This is a genomic window from Ensifer sp. Root127, from assembly GCF_001425225.1.
GTDB lineage: Bacteria > Pseudomonadota > Alphaproteobacteria > Rhizobiales > Rhizobiaceae > Ensifer > Ensifer canadensis.
The window spans coordinates 82298-102183 of the sequence record NZ_LMDX01000020.1 but is presented as its reverse complement, the minus strand read 5'-3'; the positions used below and the strand labels follow the sequence as shown (position 1 = coordinate 102183).

At 62.4% G+C, this 19886-nt stretch carries 20 protein-coding genes; 16 read left to right on the top strand and 4 right to left on the bottom strand.

Annotated elements, in window-relative coordinates; translation table 11 throughout:
* Nucleotides 1-76 precede the first annotated feature (76 nt).
* The 4 genes from ASD03_RS21540 (at nt 77) to ASD03_RS40030 (ending at nt 4331) form a co-directional block, all read left to right on the top strand.
* Nucleotides 77-1444 (top strand): glutamine synthetase family protein, encoded by a 1368-nt coding sequence (locus tag ASD03_RS21540; RefSeq protein ID WP_025428184.1) that lies wholly within the window; start codon nt 77-79, stop codon nt 1442-1444.
* A complete protein-coding gene (locus tag ASD03_RS21535; protein WP_025428183.1) occupies nt 1441-2754 on the top strand; it encodes an FAD-binding oxidoreductase in 1314 nt (437 codons plus the stop codon). Before ASD03_RS21540 ends, ASD03_RS21535 begins: the two co-directional genes overlap by 4 nt.
* A 379-nt stretch (nt 2755-3133) precedes the next feature.
* Nucleotides 3134-4048 carry a transglutaminase family protein gene (locus ASD03_RS21530; protein WP_057216155.1) on the top strand — a complete coding sequence of 305 codons (915 nt, stop codon included), beginning with the start codon at nt 3134-3136 and terminating at the stop codon, nt 4046-4048.
* Between the two features lie 133 nt (nt 4049-4181).
* On the top strand, nt 4182-4331 hold the full coding sequence (locus ASD03_RS40030) for a hypothetical protein (RefSeq protein WP_025428181.1): 150 nt from the start codon (nt 4182-4184) through the stop codon (nt 4329-4331).
* A 16-nt stretch (nt 4332-4347) separates the two neighbouring features.
* On the opposite strand, the gene ASD03_RS21525 is transcribed toward ASD03_RS40030, so the two are convergent.
* Nucleotides 4348-4740: a nuclear transport factor 2 family protein gene (locus ASD03_RS21525; protein WP_025428180.1), complete on the bottom strand. Its 393-nt coding sequence runs from the start codon at nt 4738-4740 to the stop codon at nt 4348-4350.
* Nucleotides 4741-4786: 46 nt separating this feature from the next.
* On the bottom strand, nt 4787-5404 hold the full coding sequence (locus ASD03_RS21520; protein WP_025428179.1) for a TetR/AcrR family transcriptional regulator: 618 nt from the start codon (nt 5402-5404) through the stop codon (nt 4787-4789).
* A gap of 113 nt (nt 5405-5517) precedes the next feature.
* Here ASD03_RS21520 and ASD03_RS21515 point away from each other — a divergent pair, with 113 nt between their 5' ends.
* The 7 genes from ASD03_RS21515 to ASD03_RS21485 all read left to right on the top strand — a co-directional run bounded on the left by ASD03_RS21515 (nt 5518) and on the right by ASD03_RS21485 (nt 12740).
* Nucleotides 5518-6615: an extracellular solute-binding protein gene (locus ASD03_RS21515; protein ID WP_107028053.1), complete on the top strand. Its 1098-nt coding sequence runs from the start codon at nt 5518-5520 to the stop codon at nt 6613-6615.
* Nucleotides 6616-6727: 112 nt separating this feature from the next.
* A complete protein-coding gene (locus ASD03_RS21510) occupies nt 6728-7591 on the top strand; it encodes an ABC transporter permease (RefSeq protein ID WP_057216150.1) in 864 nt (287 codons plus the stop codon).
* On the top strand, nt 7591-8382 hold the full coding sequence (locus ASD03_RS21505; RefSeq protein WP_025428176.1) for an ABC transporter permease: 792 nt from the start codon (nt 7591-7593) through the stop codon (nt 8380-8382). Before ASD03_RS21510 ends, ASD03_RS21505 begins: the two co-directional genes overlap by 1 nt.
* Complete coding sequence (locus ASD03_RS21500) at nt 8379-9479, top strand: ABC transporter ATP-binding protein (protein ID WP_025428175.1); 1101 nt, start codon at nt 8379-8381, stop codon at nt 9477-9479. The genes ASD03_RS21505 and ASD03_RS21500 overlap by 4 nt, the downstream gene beginning before the upstream one ends.
* Before the next feature lie 4 nt (nt 9480-9483).
* Entirely contained in the window at nt 9484-10218 is a 735-nt protein-coding gene (locus ASD03_RS21495) for an MBL fold metallo-hydrolase (RefSeq protein WP_025428174.1), read from the top strand.
* Nucleotides 10219-10234: 16 nt separating this feature from the next.
* Nucleotides 10235-11668, top strand: a complete 1434-nt coding sequence (locus tag ASD03_RS21490) for an aldehyde dehydrogenase family protein (protein ID WP_025428173.1) — start codon at nt 10235-10237, stop codon at nt 11666-11668.
* A 226-nt stretch (nt 11669-11894) separates the two neighbouring features.
* Nucleotides 11895-12740 (top strand): DMT family transporter, encoded by an 846-nt coding sequence (locus ASD03_RS21485; RefSeq protein ID WP_025428172.1) that lies wholly within the window; start codon nt 11895-11897, stop codon nt 12738-12740.
* A 108-nt stretch (nt 12741-12848) separates the two neighbouring features.
* Here ASD03_RS21485 and ASD03_RS21480 read toward each other — a convergent pair whose 3' ends face one another.
* Together ASD03_RS21480 and ASD03_RS21475 are read right to left on the bottom strand one after the other, a co-directional pair.
* On the bottom strand, nt 12849-14027 hold the full coding sequence (locus ASD03_RS21480) for an aminotransferase (protein ID WP_025428171.1): 1179 nt from the start codon (nt 14025-14027) through the stop codon (nt 12849-12851).
* A gap of 18 nt (nt 14028-14045) precedes the next feature.
* The gene (locus ASD03_RS21475) at nt 14046-15092 is read right to left on the bottom strand and encodes a LysR substrate-binding domain-containing protein (protein WP_025428170.1); all 1047 of its coding nucleotides are present in this window, start codon (nt 15090-15092) and stop codon (nt 14046-14048) included.
* 222 nt (nt 15093-15314) lie between these two features.
* On the opposite strand from ASD03_RS21475, the gene speB reads away from it, so the two are divergent.
* The 5 genes from speB (at nt 15315) to ASD03_RS21450 (ending at nt 19794) form a co-directional block, all read left to right on the top strand.
* Nucleotides 15315-16376, top strand: a complete 1062-nt coding sequence (gene speB, locus ASD03_RS21470) for an agmatinase (RefSeq protein ID WP_025428169.1) — start codon at nt 15315-15317, stop codon at nt 16374-16376.
* Between the two features lie 111 nt (nt 16377-16487).
* Nucleotides 16488-17264, top strand: a complete 777-nt coding sequence (locus ASD03_RS21465; RefSeq protein ID WP_244494679.1) for a transporter substrate-binding domain-containing protein — start codon at nt 16488-16490, stop codon at nt 17262-17264.
* Between the two features lie 64 nt (nt 17265-17328).
* Nucleotides 17329-17997, top strand: a complete 669-nt coding sequence (locus tag ASD03_RS21460) for an amino acid ABC transporter permease (RefSeq protein WP_025428167.1) — start codon at nt 17329-17331, stop codon at nt 17995-17997.
* The gene (locus ASD03_RS21455; protein ID WP_025428166.1) at nt 17994-18641 is read left to right on the top strand and encodes an amino acid ABC transporter permease; all 648 of its coding nucleotides are present in this window, start codon (nt 17994-17996) and stop codon (nt 18639-18641) included. Before ASD03_RS21460 ends, ASD03_RS21455 begins: the two co-directional genes overlap by 4 nt.
* 73 nt (nt 18642-18714) lie before the next feature.
* Nucleotides 18715-19794, top strand: coding sequence for an ABC transporter substrate-binding protein (locus tag ASD03_RS21450; RefSeq protein WP_025428165.1), 1080 nt, complete (start codon nt 18715-18717; stop codon nt 19792-19794).
* Nucleotides 19795-19886 lie beyond the last annotated feature (92 nt).

Sequence of the window (19886 nt, the reverse complement as noted above, 5' to 3'; positions counted from 1 at the left end):
CATCCGTCGAGGTTGACTCCAACTTCTAAATTATGTCAACTTTCTGCAAATGTGATCACAAAATGAGATTTGCGATATGTCCCTCGACGCGGAAGACCCGAGCGCCTTCAAGGCCTGGCTGGAGCAGAACGGCCCTATCGAAAGCATCCAGGCCGTGGTCTGCGACCTGAACGGTATCATGCGCGGCAAGCGTGTACCCGTGGAGCAGGCCTCCAAGGTGCTGGGGGGCGGCATCCGCATGCCGCTGTCGATCGTCGGCGTCGACGTCTGGGGCGAAGACATCATCAACAGCGAGCAGGTGTTTGCTAGCGGCGATAGGGACGGTATCTGCGCCGTTACCGGGCGCGGCGCGTTGCCGGTCAACTGGACCTCGCGGCCAAGTGCTCTGGTGCCGCTGTGGCTGCTGCTCGAGGACGGCAAGCCGTTCCTCGCCGATCCGCGCCAGGCGCTGGCGGCGATCGTACGCGAGTATCAGGAGTTGGGGTTGCGCCCCGTGGTCGCGACCGAAATGGAATTCTATCTGATCGACCCTGAGCCCGACAGCGCCGTGCCTCCGATTTCGCCCTATACCGGCAAGCGGCTCGATTCCGATGCGATCCTGTCGATCGACGAACTCGACGATTTCGGCGAGTTCTTCTCCGACGTCTACAAGGAATGTGCCCGCCAGAACGTGCCGGCGGATGCGGCGATCGCCGAGAATGGCATCGGCCAGTTCGAGATCAACCTGCTGCACACCGACGATCCCTTGAAGGCGGCTGATGACGCGATCTTCTTCAAGCGCATCGTCAAGGGCGTCGCCCGCAAGCACGGGCTGGCGGCGACCTTCATGGCCAAGCCCTATGGCACCCGCTCGGGCAACGGCATGCACATCCATTTCAGCCTGCTCGACGCTGATGGCAACAATGTCTTCAACGACGGCAGCGACGAAGGGTCGGCGGTCCTCAAGAATGCCGTCGCGGGCCTTTTGCGCGGCATGCCGGAAACGACGCTTATGTTTGCGCCGCATTTCAATTCCTACCGTCGACTGCGGCCGGATACGCACGCGCCGACGGCCGTGTGCTGGGGCTATGAAAACCGGACATCGGCGATCCGCATCCCCGGCGGCAATCCGGCAGCGCGCCGCATCGAGCACCGGGTGGCCGGCGCTGACGCTAACCCCTATCTCGTCATCGCCGCGATCCTCGGCGCGGCTCTCGTCGGTATCCGCAACAAATGGAAACCCTCGGCGCCGGTGACGGGCCGGGCCTATACGGCGGAGAAACTGCCCAAAATTCCCGCCGATTGGGGGCAGGCGGTCGATGCCTTCGAGGCAGGGCCGATTGCCGCCGAGATCTTCGATCCGACGCTGCGCTCGATGCTGATCGCCTGCAAGAGGCAGGAGATCGCCGGCTTTGCCGAGCAGGTGACGGACTATGAATTCAGCGCTTACCTGGAAATCGTGTGATGTCGAGAAACCAAAAATCCTATGCCGGCGACGGCAGCTATCCCACGAGCTACTACGCCTCCTCCCGCAACATCATCCGCACGCCGGTTTCGCTCAAAGGGCGCGTCGAGACGGATGTCTGTGTCGTCGGCGCCGGCTATTCCGGTCTGTCGACGGCAATCCATCTCGCCGAGAAAGGCTACAAGGTCGTCGTCGTCGAGGGCGCGCAGGTCGGCTGGGGCGCATCGGGGCGCAATGGCGGCCAGGTCGTCAACGGTCTCAACGCCAGCCTTGCGACCATCCAGCGCCGCTACGGCGAGGACGCAGCCCGCTTCGTCGGCGGGCTGGTGCAGGAGGGCGGCAAGATCATCCGCCGGCTCGTCAGCCAGTATCAGATCGACTGCAATCTGAAGCCGGGCAACATCTATGCGGCCTACACCCCGGCGCACATGAAGGAACTGGAAGCCAAGCAGGCGCTCTGGCGCAAGTACGGCATGGACGATCATCAGCTTCTCGACCGCGACGCGCTCAGCAAGCTGGTGAATTCCGACGCCTATTGCGGCGGCATGCTGGATACGACGGGCGGCCACATGCATCCGCTCAATCTGGTGCTCGGCGAAGCGCGCGCCTTGGAAAGCCTTGGCGGCACGATCTACGAACAGTCACCGGTCACGCGGGTCGACCATGAGGCGGCAAGGCCGACGGTCTATACCGCCGGTGGCGAAGTCACGGCGCGGATCGTTGTTCTCTGCGGCAATGCCTATCTCGGCGATGCGGTGCCGAAGCTCGTCTCGCGCGTGATGCCTGTTTCCACCCAGATGATCACCACCGCGCCGCTCGGCGAGGAGCTCGCCCATTCGCTGATCCCCAGCGACATGTGCGTCGAGGACGTGCGATACATCCTCGATTATTTCAGACTGTCGGCGGACAAGCGCATGATCTTCGGCGGCGGTACGGTCTATGGCGGCACCGACCCGGCGGACGTCGTGGCCAAGCTCAAGCCCAATCTGGAAAAGGTCTTCCCGAAGCTGAAAGGCGTGAAGATCGACTATGCCTGGAGCGGCAACTTCGCGCTCTCGTTTACCCGCGTGCCGCAGATGGGCCGCATCGGTGCCAATATCTATTTCGCTCACGGCTATAGCGGCCATGGCGTGACGGGATCGCATCTTTTCGGGCGCACGCTTGCCGAGGCGATCGACGGTGACGCAACGCGCTTCGACATGTTCGAGAAACTGCCCTGGTACCCGTTCCCGGGCGGGCGAATGTTCCGTGCGCAGTATTCGACGATCGGCTCCTGGTGGTATTCGTTCAAGGATGTCGTTGGCTGGTAGGGCGGGAACGCACCACTCGGGCCACCTTTCCGCACGGCAATGCGACCCGTCTGAAAAGCCGGAAAACCCGGCGGTGCCGTGTTCCTGCGGCGCCGGACGGCTCGCCGAATGCGGTTGTCGCCTGCCGCGTTCGGGCATAAAATCGACCGGGCAGGAAGACGGGCAGGAATGCCGCCAAGTGCCGTCGTTCTGGGGCGACTAAGGGGTGCGCTACGGCGCCTCGCCGTGGTTCGTGTGCCCTCCATTCGTACCCGGATCGAAGCGGCCGGGTGTTTCTCTTTGCGTGAGTTCACAATTGGCGACGGTAGCGCCATTTCACCGTCGATCCCGGGAACAAAAGGGTTCGCGAAACATTCCTGCCGAACGAGGGAGGTTGGAGATGTTCGTGCGCATTGGCTATGAGATCGGCATCCGCTGCCCCCAGCCGACACCGATGATGACTTATCTTTCCGTCGCCAGCGAAAAGCGCCCTGACATCCGGCGCGAACGTGGCCCCGTAACCTCGCCGATCGTCAAGATGGAGGAGATTGTCGACCCGCACCGCAATGCGTGCCTGCGCATGATCGCGCCGGAAGGGGACTTCAAGCTCAGCTATGATGCCGTCATCGAAGACGACGGCCGGCCTGACGTTTCCGATCCGCAGGCGCAGGCCGTGCCCGTCGAGAAGCTTCCACCGAACACGCTGCCCTATCTGGCCGCCAGCCGCTATTGCGAAACCGATCGGCTGGGCGCGCTTGCCTGGAGGCTTTTCGGGGAGGTGGCGCCCGGTTGGCCGCGGGTGCAGGCGATCTGCGACTATGTGCATGCGCGCCTGGTGTTCAGCTACGGCTACGCCCAGGCGATGCGCACGGCGCTCGAAGCCCACGAGGATCGCCTCGGCGTCAGCCGTGACTATGCGCACCTTGCCATCGCATTTTGCCGCTGCATGAACATGCCGGCGCGCTACGTCAACGGCTACATGGCCGACCTTGAAACCGAGAACAGAGTGGCGCCGATGGACTTCAATGCCTGGTTCGATGTCTTTCTCGGCGATCGCTGGTACACGTTCGACGCCAAGAACAATGCGCGCCGTGCGGGGCGCATTGCCGTTGCCCGGGGCCGCGACGCCGCTGACATTCCGCTGATCCAGACCTTTGGAAAACACCAGCTGACGGGGTTTACGGTTTGGACCTGCGTCGAAGCCGATGGCGGTCTCACCCGCTCTCATCGCGATGCCAATGTGTCGCTTTTGACGCCATGGTTCAGCGAAAGCTGGTCGCGACATGTGCAGGAACGCGACCGTGATCGCCACTGAAGGCGCCGCCTGGCGGACGATTTTTTACTTTTGGGGTGGAATCGAGAAATTAATATCTATAAACTCAATCGAGAATATCGGAGAACATGGCTATTAACGGCCAAGTTCCCGGCCTGAACGACGGAGAGACGCGATGAACGCTGCGAAGCCGACAATCCAGTCCCGATATGCGTCCTACGCTGCAGCCCCGCCGCGCCGCTCACCCATCACCCTGTTTCCGCACGCGATCGCCTTTGTCGCTGCCTTCTGCTTCGTTTCCGCCGTCGTCATCGGTGCCCTCTAAACGCGTTTCGGGACTGCTATCCGGCGCGCGACAGATGCTCGTGGACCGCCAGCCAGGTTCCGGCCCCATCCCGTTCAAACACGATCGTTTCTCTTTCCTGCGACGTCAGTGCTTCACCGCCGATCTCAAGTTCGGTTCGAACGCCATGCGTGAAGACGGCAACGTTGCCGATCATTTGCACATGCCGATCGCTGGACTGGCAGCCTCGGACGCGGAAGCTGTCGCGGGTCTCCCACAACGCCCATTCCGCCTCATATTCTGCCCGGCTGCGCAGGGGTCGATCGAGATTGTGGAAGATGAAGGTCGCATTCGGCGCGAAGGCTGAAAAGTAGGCGGCGGCATCATGGCGGGCAAAGGCTGCGACGAGCCGATCGGCGGCGGCAAGCACCGACTGTTCCAAGTCTTGCATCGATACGCTCTTTATTGTGAGAGTTGGCTTCATTGTCCGGGTTGGATCATGGCGCCGCGATCAGCGTTGCGAGCGGCCGGTTCTGTCTGCTGACACGCGCCTTGAGCTCATCGAGCGGCATCGCCTCGTGCTTCGCGAATTCGATGAACATTAGATTGAGATTGTTGAACAGCATCTCGCCGACGGCGCGAATGTCGGTTCCGGGGGCGACGAGGCCCTTCACCTGCAGCTTGTGGATGAGCGTCGACACCTGGTCGCAAAGCCGGCGGTCGAGCTCGGTATAGCGCTTGCTGAAGGGGCTCTCCGGCTGCTGGATCGAAATCGCCATCGCAGTGCGCCACATCTCCTTGCTGAGATAGACGAGCGAGTGATCGTAATATTGACCGATCAGGGCCTCCAGCGCGCCTTCGACGGAGGAGGGGGGATTGTCGACGATGGTGCGCCCGGCGGCGAGAACTTCCTCCACTTCCATCGACACCGTGGCGACCAGGATGTCGCCCTTGTTTTCATAGTAATTGTAGAAGGTGCCGACCGACACTTCGGCCCGTTCGGCGATGTCCTCGATGCGGGCGCTGTCGTAGCCGACCTCGCGAAACAACTGAGCGGCGGCGTCCAGGATACGTCTGTTCCGGTCGGCTTTCTGCCGTGCGCGCAACCCTGTCATGTGGATTTCCTTGAATTCTGAATGTCTTCAAATTTGAGATTGACTTAAAAAATGAATTCATTCAATCTTTTTTTGAAGACGCCGAAACGAGCGTCAAACAAGAGGGCAACAGCATGATGCAGTCAGTTCATGACGGCGCGCACCTGCGCCGATTTTTCTCCTCGGTCGCTGCAGGCGCGATCGTCGCCGCTTCGCTTGTCTCGGTTCCGGCACCGGCTTTCGCGACCGAAGAACTCAATGCGCTCGTCTGGTGCGACCACACGGATCCGGCCCTGGTCGAGCCGTTCGAAAAGGCCAACGACGTCAAGGTCAACCTGAAGGTCTATGAAGGCACCGGTGCCGCGCTCTCGATCCTCGACCAGTCCCGTCCGGGCGACTGGGACGTCCTCGTCATCGACGGCGTCGATGTTCACCGCGCCATCGATCTCGATCTGCTCGCCGAAATGCCGGCCGATGCCTTGCCGACATCAGACCTCTTCCCCGAAGTCCGGATGGAGGCCAACAACACCAAGGACGGCAAGACTTATGCCGTCACGGAAAAGTTCGGCTACAACACCATCTCCTACGACAAGTCCAAGGTCGATCCGAAGGACATGCAGGATCTCTCGGTGATCTGGTCGGACAAGTACAAGGGGCGCATCGCGCTCTACGACTACTACCTGCCGATGATCGGCCTCGTCGGTCTCGGGCTCGGCAAGAAGACCGCAGAGCTAACCGAGGCGGACATGCCGGCGATCAAGGAAAAGCTGGCGGCAATGCGTGCGGTTTCCAAGCAGGTCAGCGATGTCGTGTCCTCCCAGACGGCGCTGGCAACCGGCGAGGTCGATATCCTGGTCGGTGGCGGCGAGTGGATCACCGCGGTGCTGTCGGCCGACAAGCCCAATCTCGACTGGACGATCCCGGAGCAGGGGGCGGTGCGCTGGGCGCAGTCGATTGGCGTGATGAAGGATTCGACCAAGCAGGATCTGGCGCTGAAATTCGTGCAGTACATCGTCAGCCCCGAAGGCCAGGCACGGCTTGCGACATCCTCCTGCTACTGGGCGATGCCGGCAAACAGCAAGGCCGGCGAGCACCTGACAGACCAGCAGAAGGCGGCGCTGCGGTTCAACGAGCAGGCCGAATACCTGAAGAAGACGCAGCTCTATCCGATCCCGTCCACCGAACTGGATCAGCAGTTCCAGGATGCCTGGACGGAAATGCTGCAGCAGTAACGCCCCGAACGGCGTTCGCCAATCCTGCAGCCGATCGCCGCCCCACCGTCCGGTGGGACGGTGAACTGCGGCCACCATCCTTGTCTGGTGGGCGCTCAGATCTGGAGCTTTCATGACCGCGACAACTCTCGAAGATGCCGACCGCCGGAAAGCCTGGGGTTTTGCTGCGCCGGCACTTTTGTGGACGTTCGCCTTCTTCGTTGTGCCTTTCCTGTTCATGGCGGCGATGAGCCTCTGGAAGCGCGAGGGACGGGAGATCGTCCGCGTCTGGAATCTCGACAACTATCTGCGCTTCTTCTCCGAGAACGCGCTGTTGCAGGGCCTGGTCAATTCGCTCGAAATCACGGTTATCGTCACGATCCTTTCGGTGCTGCTTGCCTACCCGCTCGCCTGGATCATTGCCGAGCGCGTGCCGAAACGGTTTCAGCGCATGGCGCTGATCCTGGCGATCCTGCCGTTCTGGACCTCCTATGTCGTCCGCTCTTACTCATGGTTGCTCGTGCTGTCGAAAAACGGCGTCATCAATCAGATACTGACGGGCGTCGGGCTGATCTCCGAGCCGCTCGCGATCGCCAGCACGCGCACGGCGACGGTGATCGGTTTCGTCCACTTCTTCGTCATGCTTTTGACGCTGACAATCTATTCGAACCTGATCCAGCTCTCGCCGAACTATCGCCGCGCGGCCGCCGACCTTGGCGCCAACGCCTTCCAGACCTTCTGGCATGTGGTGCTGCCGTTGACTTTGCCCGGCATCATGACCGGCGCATTTCTCACCTTCGTGCTCTGCATTGGCGACTATGTCACGCCGCAGATCCTCGGCGGCAACAACGAGCTGGTGCTGCCGCAGATCATCATGCTGCAGCTCGGCCGGCGCGCCGATTTCCCGATGGCAGCGGCGCTGTCGATCATCCTCATGCTGGCCGTCACCGTCGCCTATGTGCTGTGTGCCCGTTGGCTGAAGATCGAGAGGGCCTGATGCTGCGCAGAATTTTCATTGGCGGTGTGTCCTGGGCCTATCTCGCTCTCGTCTACGCCTTCATCTTCCTTCCGGTCGCGGTGCTCGTGCTGTTTTCCTTCCAGGACGGGCGCCTGCCGGTGCCGCCGTTCAACGGCTTTTCCACCCAATGGTACGAGGCTGTTTTCGTCGACCGCAAGCTGATGGCAGCACTCGGCAATTCGATGCTGGTCGCCATCTCCTCGTCCTTGGTCTCCTGCGTGCTCGGCTTTCTCGCCGCCTATTCGCTGGCGCGCTACAGGCTGCCGGGCTCGGCCTTGCAAAGGGGCCTGCTGATCGCGCCGATGACGGTCAGCTATCTGATCATCGCGCTCGGACTGCTGGCGCTTCTCAATGCGCTGCACATGCCGCTCTCGTTGTTGACGGTCGGCATCGGTCACGTGGTGATCAACCTGCCGCTCTGCTTTGCGATCATCTATGCCGCGATGGGTGACCACCAGATCAACATCGAGCGGGCGGCGCGCGATCTTGGCGCCAATGATTTCAAGGTCATGGCGCTGGTGACCGCGCCGATGCTGATGCCTTCGATCCTGGCTGCCTTCTTCCTGTCGGTGACCTTCAGCTGGGACGAGTTCATCATCGCCTTCCTGCTGTCGCGTTTCGACGTGACCCTGCCCGTCGAGATCTGGAGCATGCTGCGCTCTGGCCTCAATCCCAAGACCAATGCGATCGGCTCGCTGGTCTTTCTCGCCTCGGTGGCGCTGCTGCTGATCCTCGAGTTTTCCCTGTTCGGAAGGACGAAGAAACAATGACCGCTCCCGTCTCGATCGAAAACGTCAGCAAGACGTTCGGCCACTTCACGGCGCTGGACAGGGTCTCGCTCGACATCCGGGCAGGGGAGTTCATCGTGCTGCTTGGGCCCTCGGGCTGCGGCAAGACCACGCTTCTTTCCATTCTCGGCGGGTTCCTGTCGCCAAGCTCCGGGCGCGTCGTCATCGGCGATCGCGACATGACCTTCGTCACGCCGGCCAAACGCCCGACCACGACGATGTTTCAGGACTATGCGCTCTTCCCGCATATGCGGCTCGTCGACAATGTCGGCTTCGGGCTCCGGATGCGCGGTCTCGGCAAGGCCGAGCGGGACGAAAAGGCGCTCGGCTTCCTCGACCTCGTCGGTCTCAAGGCGTCCGCCGGCAAACGGCCGCACGAGCTTTCCGGCGGCCAGCGTCAGCGCGTTGCACTTGCCCGCGCGCTTGCCGTCGATCCCGAAGTGCTGCTGCTTGACGAACCCTTGGGCGCTCTGGACCTGAAGCTTCGCCGCCAGATGCAGGATGAGCTGAAGGCGATCCAGAAGCGGGTCGGCACCACCTTCGTGCATGTGACCCACGACCAGGAAGAGGCGATGGCGATCGCCGACCGGATCGTCGTCATGAACCAGGGGCGAATCGAGGATTTCGGTCCGCCATCGCAGATCTATATGCGGCCACGATCGCTGTTTTCGGCGGGCTTCATGGGCGAGGTCAATTTTGTTCCCGGCCGGATCAAGGCCGCCGACGCTTCGTCGGCCGAGGTTGAAACCTCGCTCGGCAACTTGGCGCTTCCCGCCGCCAATTTTACTGCGAGAGCGCCCAGGGCCGGCGACGCGATCACGCTCACCATTCGGCCGGAGCATTTTCGCGGGAACGACAAATCGGACGGTCCGATGTTCGCGCTCGGCGATGCGCGGGTCGCCGGCAGCGCCTTCTTCGGTACGCACTACCGTTGCCACCTCAAGCCTTGCGCAACCGACGGCGATGCGTTGGTGGCGCATCTGCCGCAATCCTCCGACGTGCGCGACGGCGAGATCGTCCCCCTTGCGGTGCGGGCTGCCGACGTCGTAGCCTTGCCGGCGGCAAGCGGAACCCTGTAGCAAGATGCGGCGAATTGCTCCGAAAGACTGGTATGCGGCGAAGCGTCTCGACGACGATGTCACCTACATCTGCGAACCCTTTATCCAGGAGTTCTACCGCTGCAACATGTGGCACGTGCGCGGGCGCGACCGTGACATGCTTGTTGATAGCGGCATGGGCGTGGTGTCGTTGCGCGCGTGGGTGCCGCTGGTCACCGAGCGCAAACTGACCGCCGTTGCCAGCCATACGCATTTCGACCATATCGGCTGCCATCACGAATTCGATTGCCGCGCCGTGCATGCGGCCGAAGCTGAGCTGCTGGCGCATCCGACGCGCATCAACACGCTTGCCGACCCCTATGTCGCCGACGAGATTTTCGACGCGCTGCCGCCCGAGCCCTATGCCTCGACCACCTACGCGGTGAAGGCTGCGCCTGCGACGATTGTTCTTGCCGATGGCGATCATATCGATCTTGGCGATCGCGTCTTCGAGGTGATCCACACGCCCGGGCATTCGCCCGGTGGCATCGCACTCTGGGAGGAGAAGAGCGGCGTGCTCTTTTCCGGCGACATCCTCTACGACGGGCCGCTGATCGAAGATACCTACCACGCCAATGCCGACGACTATCTGGCGTCGATGGAACGGTTGCTGCGCATTCCGGCGCGTATCGTCCACGGCGGACATTTTCCGAGCTTTTCAGGCGAGCGCTACCGCGCGCTCATCAAGGACTGGCTCGCGGAGAAAGAAAACACAATCTGACGGGAAGGAGGAGCGTATGCTCGACAAAAGGAAGTTTTATATCGACGGCCAATGGGTCGATCCGATCACGCCTAACGATCTGGAGGTGCTGAACCCGGCGACCGAGAAGCCGATCGCGGTGATTTCGATGGGTTCGGCCGCCGATATCGATCGCGCCGTTGCCGCTGCGAAGAAGGCCTTCGCCACCTATAGCCGTACAAGCGTCGACGAGCGGCTGGCGCTGCTCGAAAAGCTGTTGTCGATCTACAAGCGCCGCTATGACGAGATGGTGGCCACCATCACCATGGAGCTCGGCGCTCCGACGACAATGACGCGCGAGCAGCAGGCGGATGTCGGCGTCGGCCATCTGCAGGGGTTCATCGATGCGCTGAAGCGGCTGAAGACGCGCGATACGCTGGCGAACGGCGACGTGATCCTGCGCGAGCCGATCGGCATCTGCGGCCTGATCACGCCCTGGAACTGGCCGATCAACCAGATCGCGCTCAAGGTCGTTCCCGCACTTGCGACCGGCTCGACCTGCGTGCTGAAGCCGAGCGAATTCACGCCGCTCAACGCCATGCTCTATGCCGAAATGATCGATGAGGCCGGTTTTCCAGCGGGCGTCTTCAACCTCGTCAATGGCGATGGCATCAATGCCGGTGCCGCACTGTCGAAGCATCGGGACATCGACATGATGTCGTTTACCGGTTCGACCCGCGCCGGCATCGCCGTCAGCAAGGATGCGGCCGAAACGGTCAAGCGCGTGACGCTCGAACTCGGCGGCAAGTCACCGAACATCGTCTTTGCCGATGCCGATCTCGAAGACCGAGTGAGCGGAAGCGTGCTCGAATGCTTCAACAATTCCGGCCAGTCCTGCGATGCGCCGACGCGCATGCTGGTCGAGCGTAGCGTCTACGACAAGGTCGTCGAGATCGCCGGCCGCGTCGGTCGTGGAGCCGAGGTCGGCGATCCGACCAAGGAAGGCGGCCACATCGGCCCGTTGGTGAGCGACGTCCAGTTCGGCCGCGTGCAGGCGCTGATCGAAGCGGGTATCGCCGAGGGCGCGCGTCTTGTCGTCGGCGGTGCCGGCAAGCCCGAGGGCTTCGAGACCGGCTACTTCGTCAAGCCGACCATCTTTGCCGACGTCAACAACACCATGCGCATTGCTCGCGAGGAGGTGTTCGGGCCGGTGCTGGCGATCATCCCCTTCGATACCGAGGAGGAAGCGATCGCGATCGCCAACGACACCAATTACGGGCTGGCCGCCTATGTGCAGACCGGCGATCCCAAGCGGGCGGAGCGGGTGGCGTCACGCCTGCGCGCCGGCATGGTCCACATCAACGGCGGCCCCCATCGTTATGGCAGCCCCTTCGGCGGCTACAAGCAGTCCGGCAATGGACGCGAAGGCGGCATGTTCGGGCTCGAGGATTTCCTTGAGGTCAAGACCGTGCATATTCCGGACGCGGCCTGACGACACCAAGCATTGCGCCGACGAGGCGCGATAGAACCATTGGACGGTCGCCGTGTTTGCGCATGGCGGCCGTCTTTGTTGCTGCGGGCGATTTATTGCGACTGTTGCCGATGCCGCACTTCTGCTAGCTGCCTTCTCAGGGGCGCCATGATCGCCCGCCAGCAGAGAGCCGGACATTGACGTGACCTCAGCACCCGCCGCCGCCTCTTCTCATAATCGCCTTGCCATGGCTGCCCTGCTGATCGGCGGGGCTGCGATCGGCGGCTCGCCGATCTTCGTGCGCCTGTCCGAGGTCGGACCGATGGCGACGGCCTTCTGGCGCGTGGCGCTGGCGCTGATCCCGCTTCTCGCCTGGTCCTGGTTTCGTGGGGCGCCGGCGTCCGACCGGCGGCCCGAGCGGCTGTCGGAGTATGCGCTGCTGGTGCTGCCGGGTGTCTTCCTCGCAATCGACCTTGCCGCCTGGCACTATGCGCTGACCAAGACGTCGGTCGCCAATGCCACCCTGCTGGCCAACCTTGCCCCCGTTTTCGTGACGCTTGCGAGCTGGCTGCTTTTTCGCGCCCGCATCAGCACCGTGTTTGCCATCGGACTTGCGACGGCGGTCGCCGGCGTGATCATCCTCAAGGGCGGCCCGATGGCGCTTGCCGACGGCAATCTGCTGGGCGACGGCGTCGCCGTCATCGCTGCGATGTTCTATGCCGGTTACATCCTGGCAATCGGGCGGCTGCGCAGCCTGTTCAGCACCATCCGGATCATGGTTTGGAGCACGGCATCCGCCGCCATCTGCATGCTGCCGATCGTGCTTCTGTCCGAGCCCACGCTATTGCCGCCGACGCTCTTCGGCTGGTCGATGCTGTTCGGCCTCGCCTTCGTCAGCCATGCGGGCGGGCAGGTGGCGATCACCTATGCGCTCGCCTATCTGCCGCCGGCGTTTTCGTCGCTGACGCTTTTGCTGCAGCCGGTGGTCGCGGCGATCCTCGCCTGGATACTGCTCTCCGAGCCGGTCGGGCTGATGCAGGCAATCGGCGGGGCGATCGTGCTTGTCGGCATCCTGATCGCCCGCCGCGGTTAGAGCATTTCCAGGAAAGGTGCGAACGCGGTCTTCCGTCAGGAAATGTGTAAAAACATGGAGCAAGAGCGTTTCCGCGGCTGCGTCGAAACCGGATACGCTCTTGCCCTGTTACAGGCCGGGAAGGTTGAAGCCGGCGAGCCGCTCTTCCAGTTGGCGGATCGTGCCCGCGTCGGCATTGGCAAAGGCAAAGCGCAGGTAGTTTTCCTGGCCTTCGCCGAAGTAGTCGCCCGGCAGGCAGATGACACCGGCGAGTTTCGCCAGCTTCTCGGCCACGAACTGCGAATCGATGTCCGCGAAGGGATGCCGGATATAGGCGAAGTAGGCGCCGATCGCCTGCAGCTTCCATTGCGGCAGCCGGCCCATGACATCGCGCAGCGCGTCTGTACGCGCAGCGATCTCGGCGCGATTGCCGAGACGCCAATCGGCAAGTGCTGGAATAGCCTTGGCGACCGCGGCCTGCGCCGAACGGGGCGCGCAGATCTGCAGGTTGTCCATGATCTTGGTGACCTGCTCGACCAGCGCCGGCCCGGCGGTGATTGCGCCGAGGCGATGGCCCGGAATGCAGAAGGATTTGGAGAAGCTGTAGAGGCCGATGAAGCTGTCCTGCCATCCCTCCGTCTGCAGCAGGCCGTGCGGTGCAGCGCCGGCATCGGGCAGGAAGTCGCGATAGGTTTCGTCGAGGATCAGCCAGGTGCCGTTGGCGCGGCAAACTTCGTAGATGCGCGACAGAAGCTCGGGCGGATAGATCGCGCCGGTCGGATTGTTCGGCGATACCAGCGCGAGCGCCCGGATACCCGGCCGCAGCGCAGCAGTGATTGCGTCGATCTCCGGCAGGAAGCCGGCGCCGGCGTCGCAGGGCACCAGCTCGACATTGATGCCGAGCATGGCGAGCGTCGTTTCCTGGTTGAAGTAATAGGGGTTGGTCATCAGGATCGTATCACCGGCTGAGGCGATCGCCATCGCGGTGCAGATGAATGCCTGGTTGCAACCAGAGGTGATGTGGATGTTGTCGGCCGTGATCGCGGCGCGATAAAGGCCTGCCACATGCGCGGCATAGGCCTCGCGCAGCGCCGCTTCACCCTCGATCGCGCCATAGCCGGTATAGGCAGTCGACGCCGCGGCTTCGCCCAGCCATGCCAGCATGTCCGGGTGCGCCGGATAGCCGGGCACCGCCTGCGAGAGGTCGATCAGCGGCCCGCGGGAGCCATCATAGCTTTTCGCCCAGGCGAGCACCGACGGCACGGGCGGCGACGAGAGCTTTTCGACGAGCGGATTGAAATGCGGCATGGCAGGTGTTCCTATGGCTCAGGCTTTGTTCTTGCGTTTCTGTGGGCGTTCCGTGCGCCGGCCGCGGGCCGGCGCTGAAACCGGCTGAAAACCGTCCTTCACCGATTTACGGTCTGTCGGCTCGGATTTCGAGGCTCGGCTGCGAATAATCGTGCGCGCGGAGGTCTGCAGTTCCGGCATCGGGTCGTTTTCCAGCGCCGAGAACATCCAGTCGATGAAGATACGCACGATCGGGGCGGCCAGCACTTCATTGCGGCAGGCGACGTAAAAGGCGTCGTTGGCCGGAACCGTCAGGTCGAAGGGAGCGATCAACTCGCCGCGCGCGATCAGGCTGCCGGCGGTGATGGTGTCGCCAAGCGCGACACCCTGATTGTGCAGCGCCGCTTCGGTCGAAAGCCGCGCATCGCTCATGAAATGTTGGCGACCGCGCTGCAGGTCGCTGGCATCGGCCGCTGCCAGCCACGTGTTCCATTCGCGCCCGTCGTCGCCATGCAGCATCACATGGTCGCGCAGGTCGCGCACGGAGCGCAACGGCCGCATATTCAGCAATGTCGGGCTGACGACCGGGAACAGTTCCAGCCGGCTCCAGAGCTTCGACCAGCAGCCCGGCCAGTTGCCGTCGCCATAGATCAGGCAGACGTCGACATCGGACGCATCGAGATAGGCGGCATCATTGGAGGCGATCAGCGTCAGCCGCACATCGGGAAACTGCTCGGTGAAGAGGTGCAGGCGCGGGATCAGCCAGAAGGAGAGCAGGGCGGGGACGCAGGTGATGCGCAACTCGCCGCTGGTGGTCGGGCGCGTCATGGCGGCTGTTGCGGCGGCGATTTCGGCAAAGGCGTGGGTAACCGCCGGAAGTAGCAGCGCGCCCTGCGGCGTCAGCTTCAGCCGCTTTCCGCCGCGCACGAATAGCGTGGCGTTGATCGAGAGTTCGAGCGCGCGGATCTGGTGGCTGATGGCGCCGTGCGTCACGTTCAGTTCGCGCGCGGCAGCCGACACGGAGCCACGGCGCGCCGTCGCCTCGAAGGCGCGCAAGGGGTTCAGGGGCGGCAGGCGGCTGGACAAAAAGCTTGGTTCCGGCGGGCTGTTGTCATGTGAATTTTTCTCACACGAAACGCTATAACAATGTCAATTGATTTTCCAGAGGATTTGTCACCTAATGGAACTCAACAGGGCAAAAAGCCTGGGGAACTTGATTGAGCCGGAGAGAACCGGCCCCATCCGCAGATGCTGATCTGTGGCGCCTTTGTGCGCATTCCCCGGCTGACATGACGGAGGTTTGAGCGGATGGCCTGGGACGAAAAGAAGCTTGGCGAACTCAAGGCGAAATACGGTGAAAGCCATGGCGGCGAGCTGTTCGACCCGACCTTCCGCCGCGTCGCCGACAAGATCTTCACCAAGAGCGGCACGCGCCTTGCGCCCTATTCCGGCATCCCGACCTTCCTGACGGCGCCGCACATGGCTGTTGATGCGGACGAGCCCGATTTCGGCAATCTGCAGGTCGCGATCGTCGGCATCCCCATGGATCTTGGCGTCACCAACCGTCCTGGTTCGCGCTTCGGACCGCGGGCGCTGCGTTCGATCGAGCGCATCGGCCCTTACAACCATGTGCTCGGTTGCGCGCCGGTTCACGAACTGCGTGTCGCCGACATCGGCGACGTGCCGTTCCAGAGCCGCTACCGGCTGGAGCTTAGCCACGACGATATCGAAAAGCGCATCAACCAGATCGTCGATGCCGGCGTCATTCCGCTGTCTGTTGGCGGCGACCATTCGATCACCCATCCGATCCTGAAAGCCGTCGGCAAGAAGAAGCCGGTCGGCATGATCCACATCGATGCCCATTGCGACACCGGCGGCGCCTACGACCTCACCAAGTTCCACCATGGCGGCCCGTTCCGCAACGCGGTGCTCGACGGTGTGCTCGATCCGACCCGTGTCGTGCAGATCGGCATCCGCGGCTCGGCCGAATATCTCTGGGAGTTCTCCTACGAGTCCGGCATGACCGTCATCCATGCGGAGGAAGTCACCGGTCTCGGCATTCCCGCGATCATCGAGAAGGCCAAGAAGATCGTTGGCGACGGCCCGACCTATCTCTCCTTCGACATCGACAGCGTTGATCCGAGCTTTGCACCGGGCACCGGCACGCCTGAAATCGGTGGTCTCACCACCCGCGAAGTGCTGGAACTGATCCGCGGCCTCAAGGGCATCAACCTTGTCGGCGGCGACGTCGTCGAGGTCGCGCCGCAATATGACGCGACGACCAACACGGCGCATGCCGGCGCCCAGGTTCTGTTCGAGATCCTCAGCCTCATGGTGTTCAGCCCGGCCGTTACCGGCAAGTCCGCCTGACGCCTGAAAGAAAGATTGTCGGCTGCCGGACTGGAAGCTGCGGCCGACCAGCAAATGCCACAACCAACAATGCTTCCGGACAGGGGAACGACAATGACACTTCACAAGACGATGAAAGCAGCATTCGCCGCCGCTCTGATGCTGGGCGCGGCAACCGGTATCGCACGTGCCGACGCGCTCGCCGACATCAAGTCGGCCGGCCAGATCAATGTCGGCATCTTCTCGGACTTCCCGCCCTTCTCCTCGGCCAGTGCCGACATGAGCATCAAGGGTTATGACGTCGATGTCGCCCAGCAGATCGCCGACGGCCTCGGCGTCAAGCTCAACCTGGTCAGCGTCACCGGCCAGAACCGCATTCCCTATCTCAACGACAAGCGCGTCGACATCCTGATGAGCGTCGGCTTCTCCAAGGAACGTGCCGAGGTGATCGACTTCGCCGCGGCCTACGCACCTTACTACATCGCGGTCATCGGTCCGGCTGAGCTCAAGGTTGCCGGCAAGGACGACCTTGCGGACAAGACGATCGCCGTCAACCGCGGCACGCTGGAAGATACGTCGCTGACCGAGGCAGCGCCGTCGACCGCCGCGATCCAGCGCTTCGACAACTACAATGCCGTGATCCAGGCGTTCATCTCCGGCCAGACCCAGCTGATGGTCGTCGGCAACGACGTCGGTGCGCAGGTGCTGGCCCGCCAGGAGGCGCTGAAGCCGGAACAGAAGTTCCAGCTCCTGACCTCGCCGTCGCATATCGGCCTCAACAAGAACGAGGAAGCCCTGAAGACGGCCGTCAACGACGCGGTTGCCAAGATGCTTGCCGATGGCAAGCTGAATGCCAGCTCCGTGGCCTGGCTGAAGACGCCGCTCAACCCCGAAAACCTGAAAGACTAATCAGCACTTGACGCCCACGGGGACATGCGTCTCCGTGGGTGCCTTTCGGGGAAAGGTTGCGACGATGGGTTACAGCCTCGATTTCGGGTGGCTTCGGGATGCCGCGGGCGCGATCGCCCATGGCGCTGCGATGACGCTCTTTCTGATCGCCTGCACCATGGTGCTCGGCATTCTGATCAGCATTGTCTTTGCAGCCGCCCGCCGCAGCCGTTACGGCGTGCTGCGCAAGGCGGTTGCCGTCTATGTCGAAGTGATCCGCAACACGCCGTTCCTGGTGCAGTTGTTCTTCATCTACTTCGGTCTGCCGAGCCTCGGCATCCGGCTCGATCCGATCGTCGCGGCGATCCTGGCGATGACGCTCAACATGGCGGCCTACACCACGGAGATCGTCGGTGCCGGCCTTGACGCCGTGCCGAAGGGCCAGGGCGAGGCAGCCTTTGCACTCGGGCTGAGGCCACGGCAGGTGTTCGTCAAGATCATTCTGCCGCAGGCTCTGAAGGTCATCTTTCCGGCGCTGATCAGCCAGGTGATCATCATGATGCTGGAATCGGCGGTCGTGTCGCAGATCGCCGTGCGGGAACTCGCCCATGAGGCGGACCTGCTGCAGGCGCGGACCTTCCGATCCTTCGAAACCTATTTTGTCGTCACGCTGATCTATCTCGCGTTGTCGATGATGATCCGCCGTCTGTTCGTGGCGGGCGGCCGGCGCATGCTTGGGGCGGGCGTGTCATGATCGAGTTCACCTTCTGGGACATCCTGCGCAATCTGGTATTTGCGACCCGCTGGACGCTGCTTCTATCGCTTGTCGCCTTTGCCGGTGGGGCTGCCGTCGGCCTGATGATCCTGTTTGCGCGCATATCGAAACAGAAGTGGCTGCGTCGGTTCGGCTCGGGCTACATCGCGCTGTTTCAGGGCACGCCGTTGTTGATGCAACTGTTCCTGATGTTCTTCGGTCTGCCGATGCTTGGCTTTCGCATCGAGCCATGGACCGCGGCAGCATTGGGGTTGACCTTCTATGCCAGCGCCTATCTTGCCGAGATCTGGCGCGGCGGCGTCGAAGCCCTGCCGGCCGGCCAGTGGGATGCCGGCGCCAGCCTCGGGCTGCATCGCCTGCAGGAACTGCGCCTGGTGATCCTGCCGCAGGCGTTCGCGATCACCCGGCCGCCGGCTGTCGGCTTCCTCGTCCAGCTCATCAAGAGCACGGCGCTGACGTCGATCATCGGCTTCGAGGAGCTTCTCAGAACCGCCAATGCGATCAATAATGCAACCTTCGAACCTTTCACGGTCTATGGGCTGGTCGCGGTGATCTTCTTCGTGCTGTGTTATCCGCTGACACAATATGCACGCATGCTGGAACGCAAAATGCCCGCGCACTGAGACCGAAAATGTGCAAGAAATCAAAGAGAACAGGGAACAAGGCGGATCACCGCCGAAACAAAGGAGAAAGATGATGATCACCACTTCCATCAAGCGCCGCACGCTGCTCGGCGCGGGTCTTGCCGGCGCTTCGATGCTGGCGATGCCCTCGGTACTGCGCGCCCAGGACAAGTCGCTGAAGGTCGGCGTTTACGGCGGCTATTTCAAAACCTCGTTCGACAAGAACATCTTCCCGGAATTCACCAAGGCGACGGGCATTGCGATCGAATCGATCGCCGAGCCGACCGGCGAAGCCTGGCTCGTTCAGCTGGAGCAGGCCGCACGCGCCGGCCAGGCGCCGGCCGACGTTTCGATGATGTCGCAGGTGGCGATGCTCAAGGGACAGTCGACCGAGCTGTGGACGCCGATCGACATGGCGAAGATCAAGAACAGCTCGAACCTGCTCGACCGCTTCGTCAACAAATATCCGGATGGCCGCGTTGCCGGCATCGGGGCCGTGTCCTGGTACATCACGCTGGTCACCAACACCGATGTCTACAAGGAAGCGCCGACCTCCTGGTCCGCGTTCTGGGATCCGGCAAATGCCGACAAGCTGGGCCTGCTGGCGCTGGTTTCCAACTCCTTCCTACTGGAAGTGACCGCCAAGACCTACTTCGGCGGCACCAATGCGCTTGATACCGAAGAGGGCATCCTCAAGGTCTTCGAAAAGCTCGCCGAGGTTAAGCCGAACGTCCGGCTCTGGTACCGCGACGAGGCACAGTTCGAGCAGTCGCTGAAGTCGGGTGAAATCCCGATGGGCCAGTACTATCACGACGTGACCGGCCTTGCGGCCGCCGACGGCAATCCGGTGCGCTCGACCTTCCCGAAGGAAGGCGGCATCCAGGATTCCGGTTGCTGGGCACTGTCGCGCGCCTCGCAGAAGTCCGAGGAAGCCCATGTCTTCATCGACTACATGTGCCAGCCTTCGATCCAGGCGACCCTGTCGCGCAAGGTCGGCACGTCGCCGACCGTCAAGCGCGAAGTCACCGATCTGACGGATAAGGAATTTGCAGCCGTTTCGTCTGACATCGAGCCGATCGTGCCGCGCTACGACCTTTATCAGTCCAAGTCCGATTGGCTCAACCAGAAGTGGACCGAGCTGATCGTCGGCTGATGACAAGACGTTGGCCCTCCGCTTTTTTAAAGGGGAGGGCCGGAGCTTAAACGAAAGGGGGCATCGTCTCCCTTGCCACCCCTCCCGCAGAC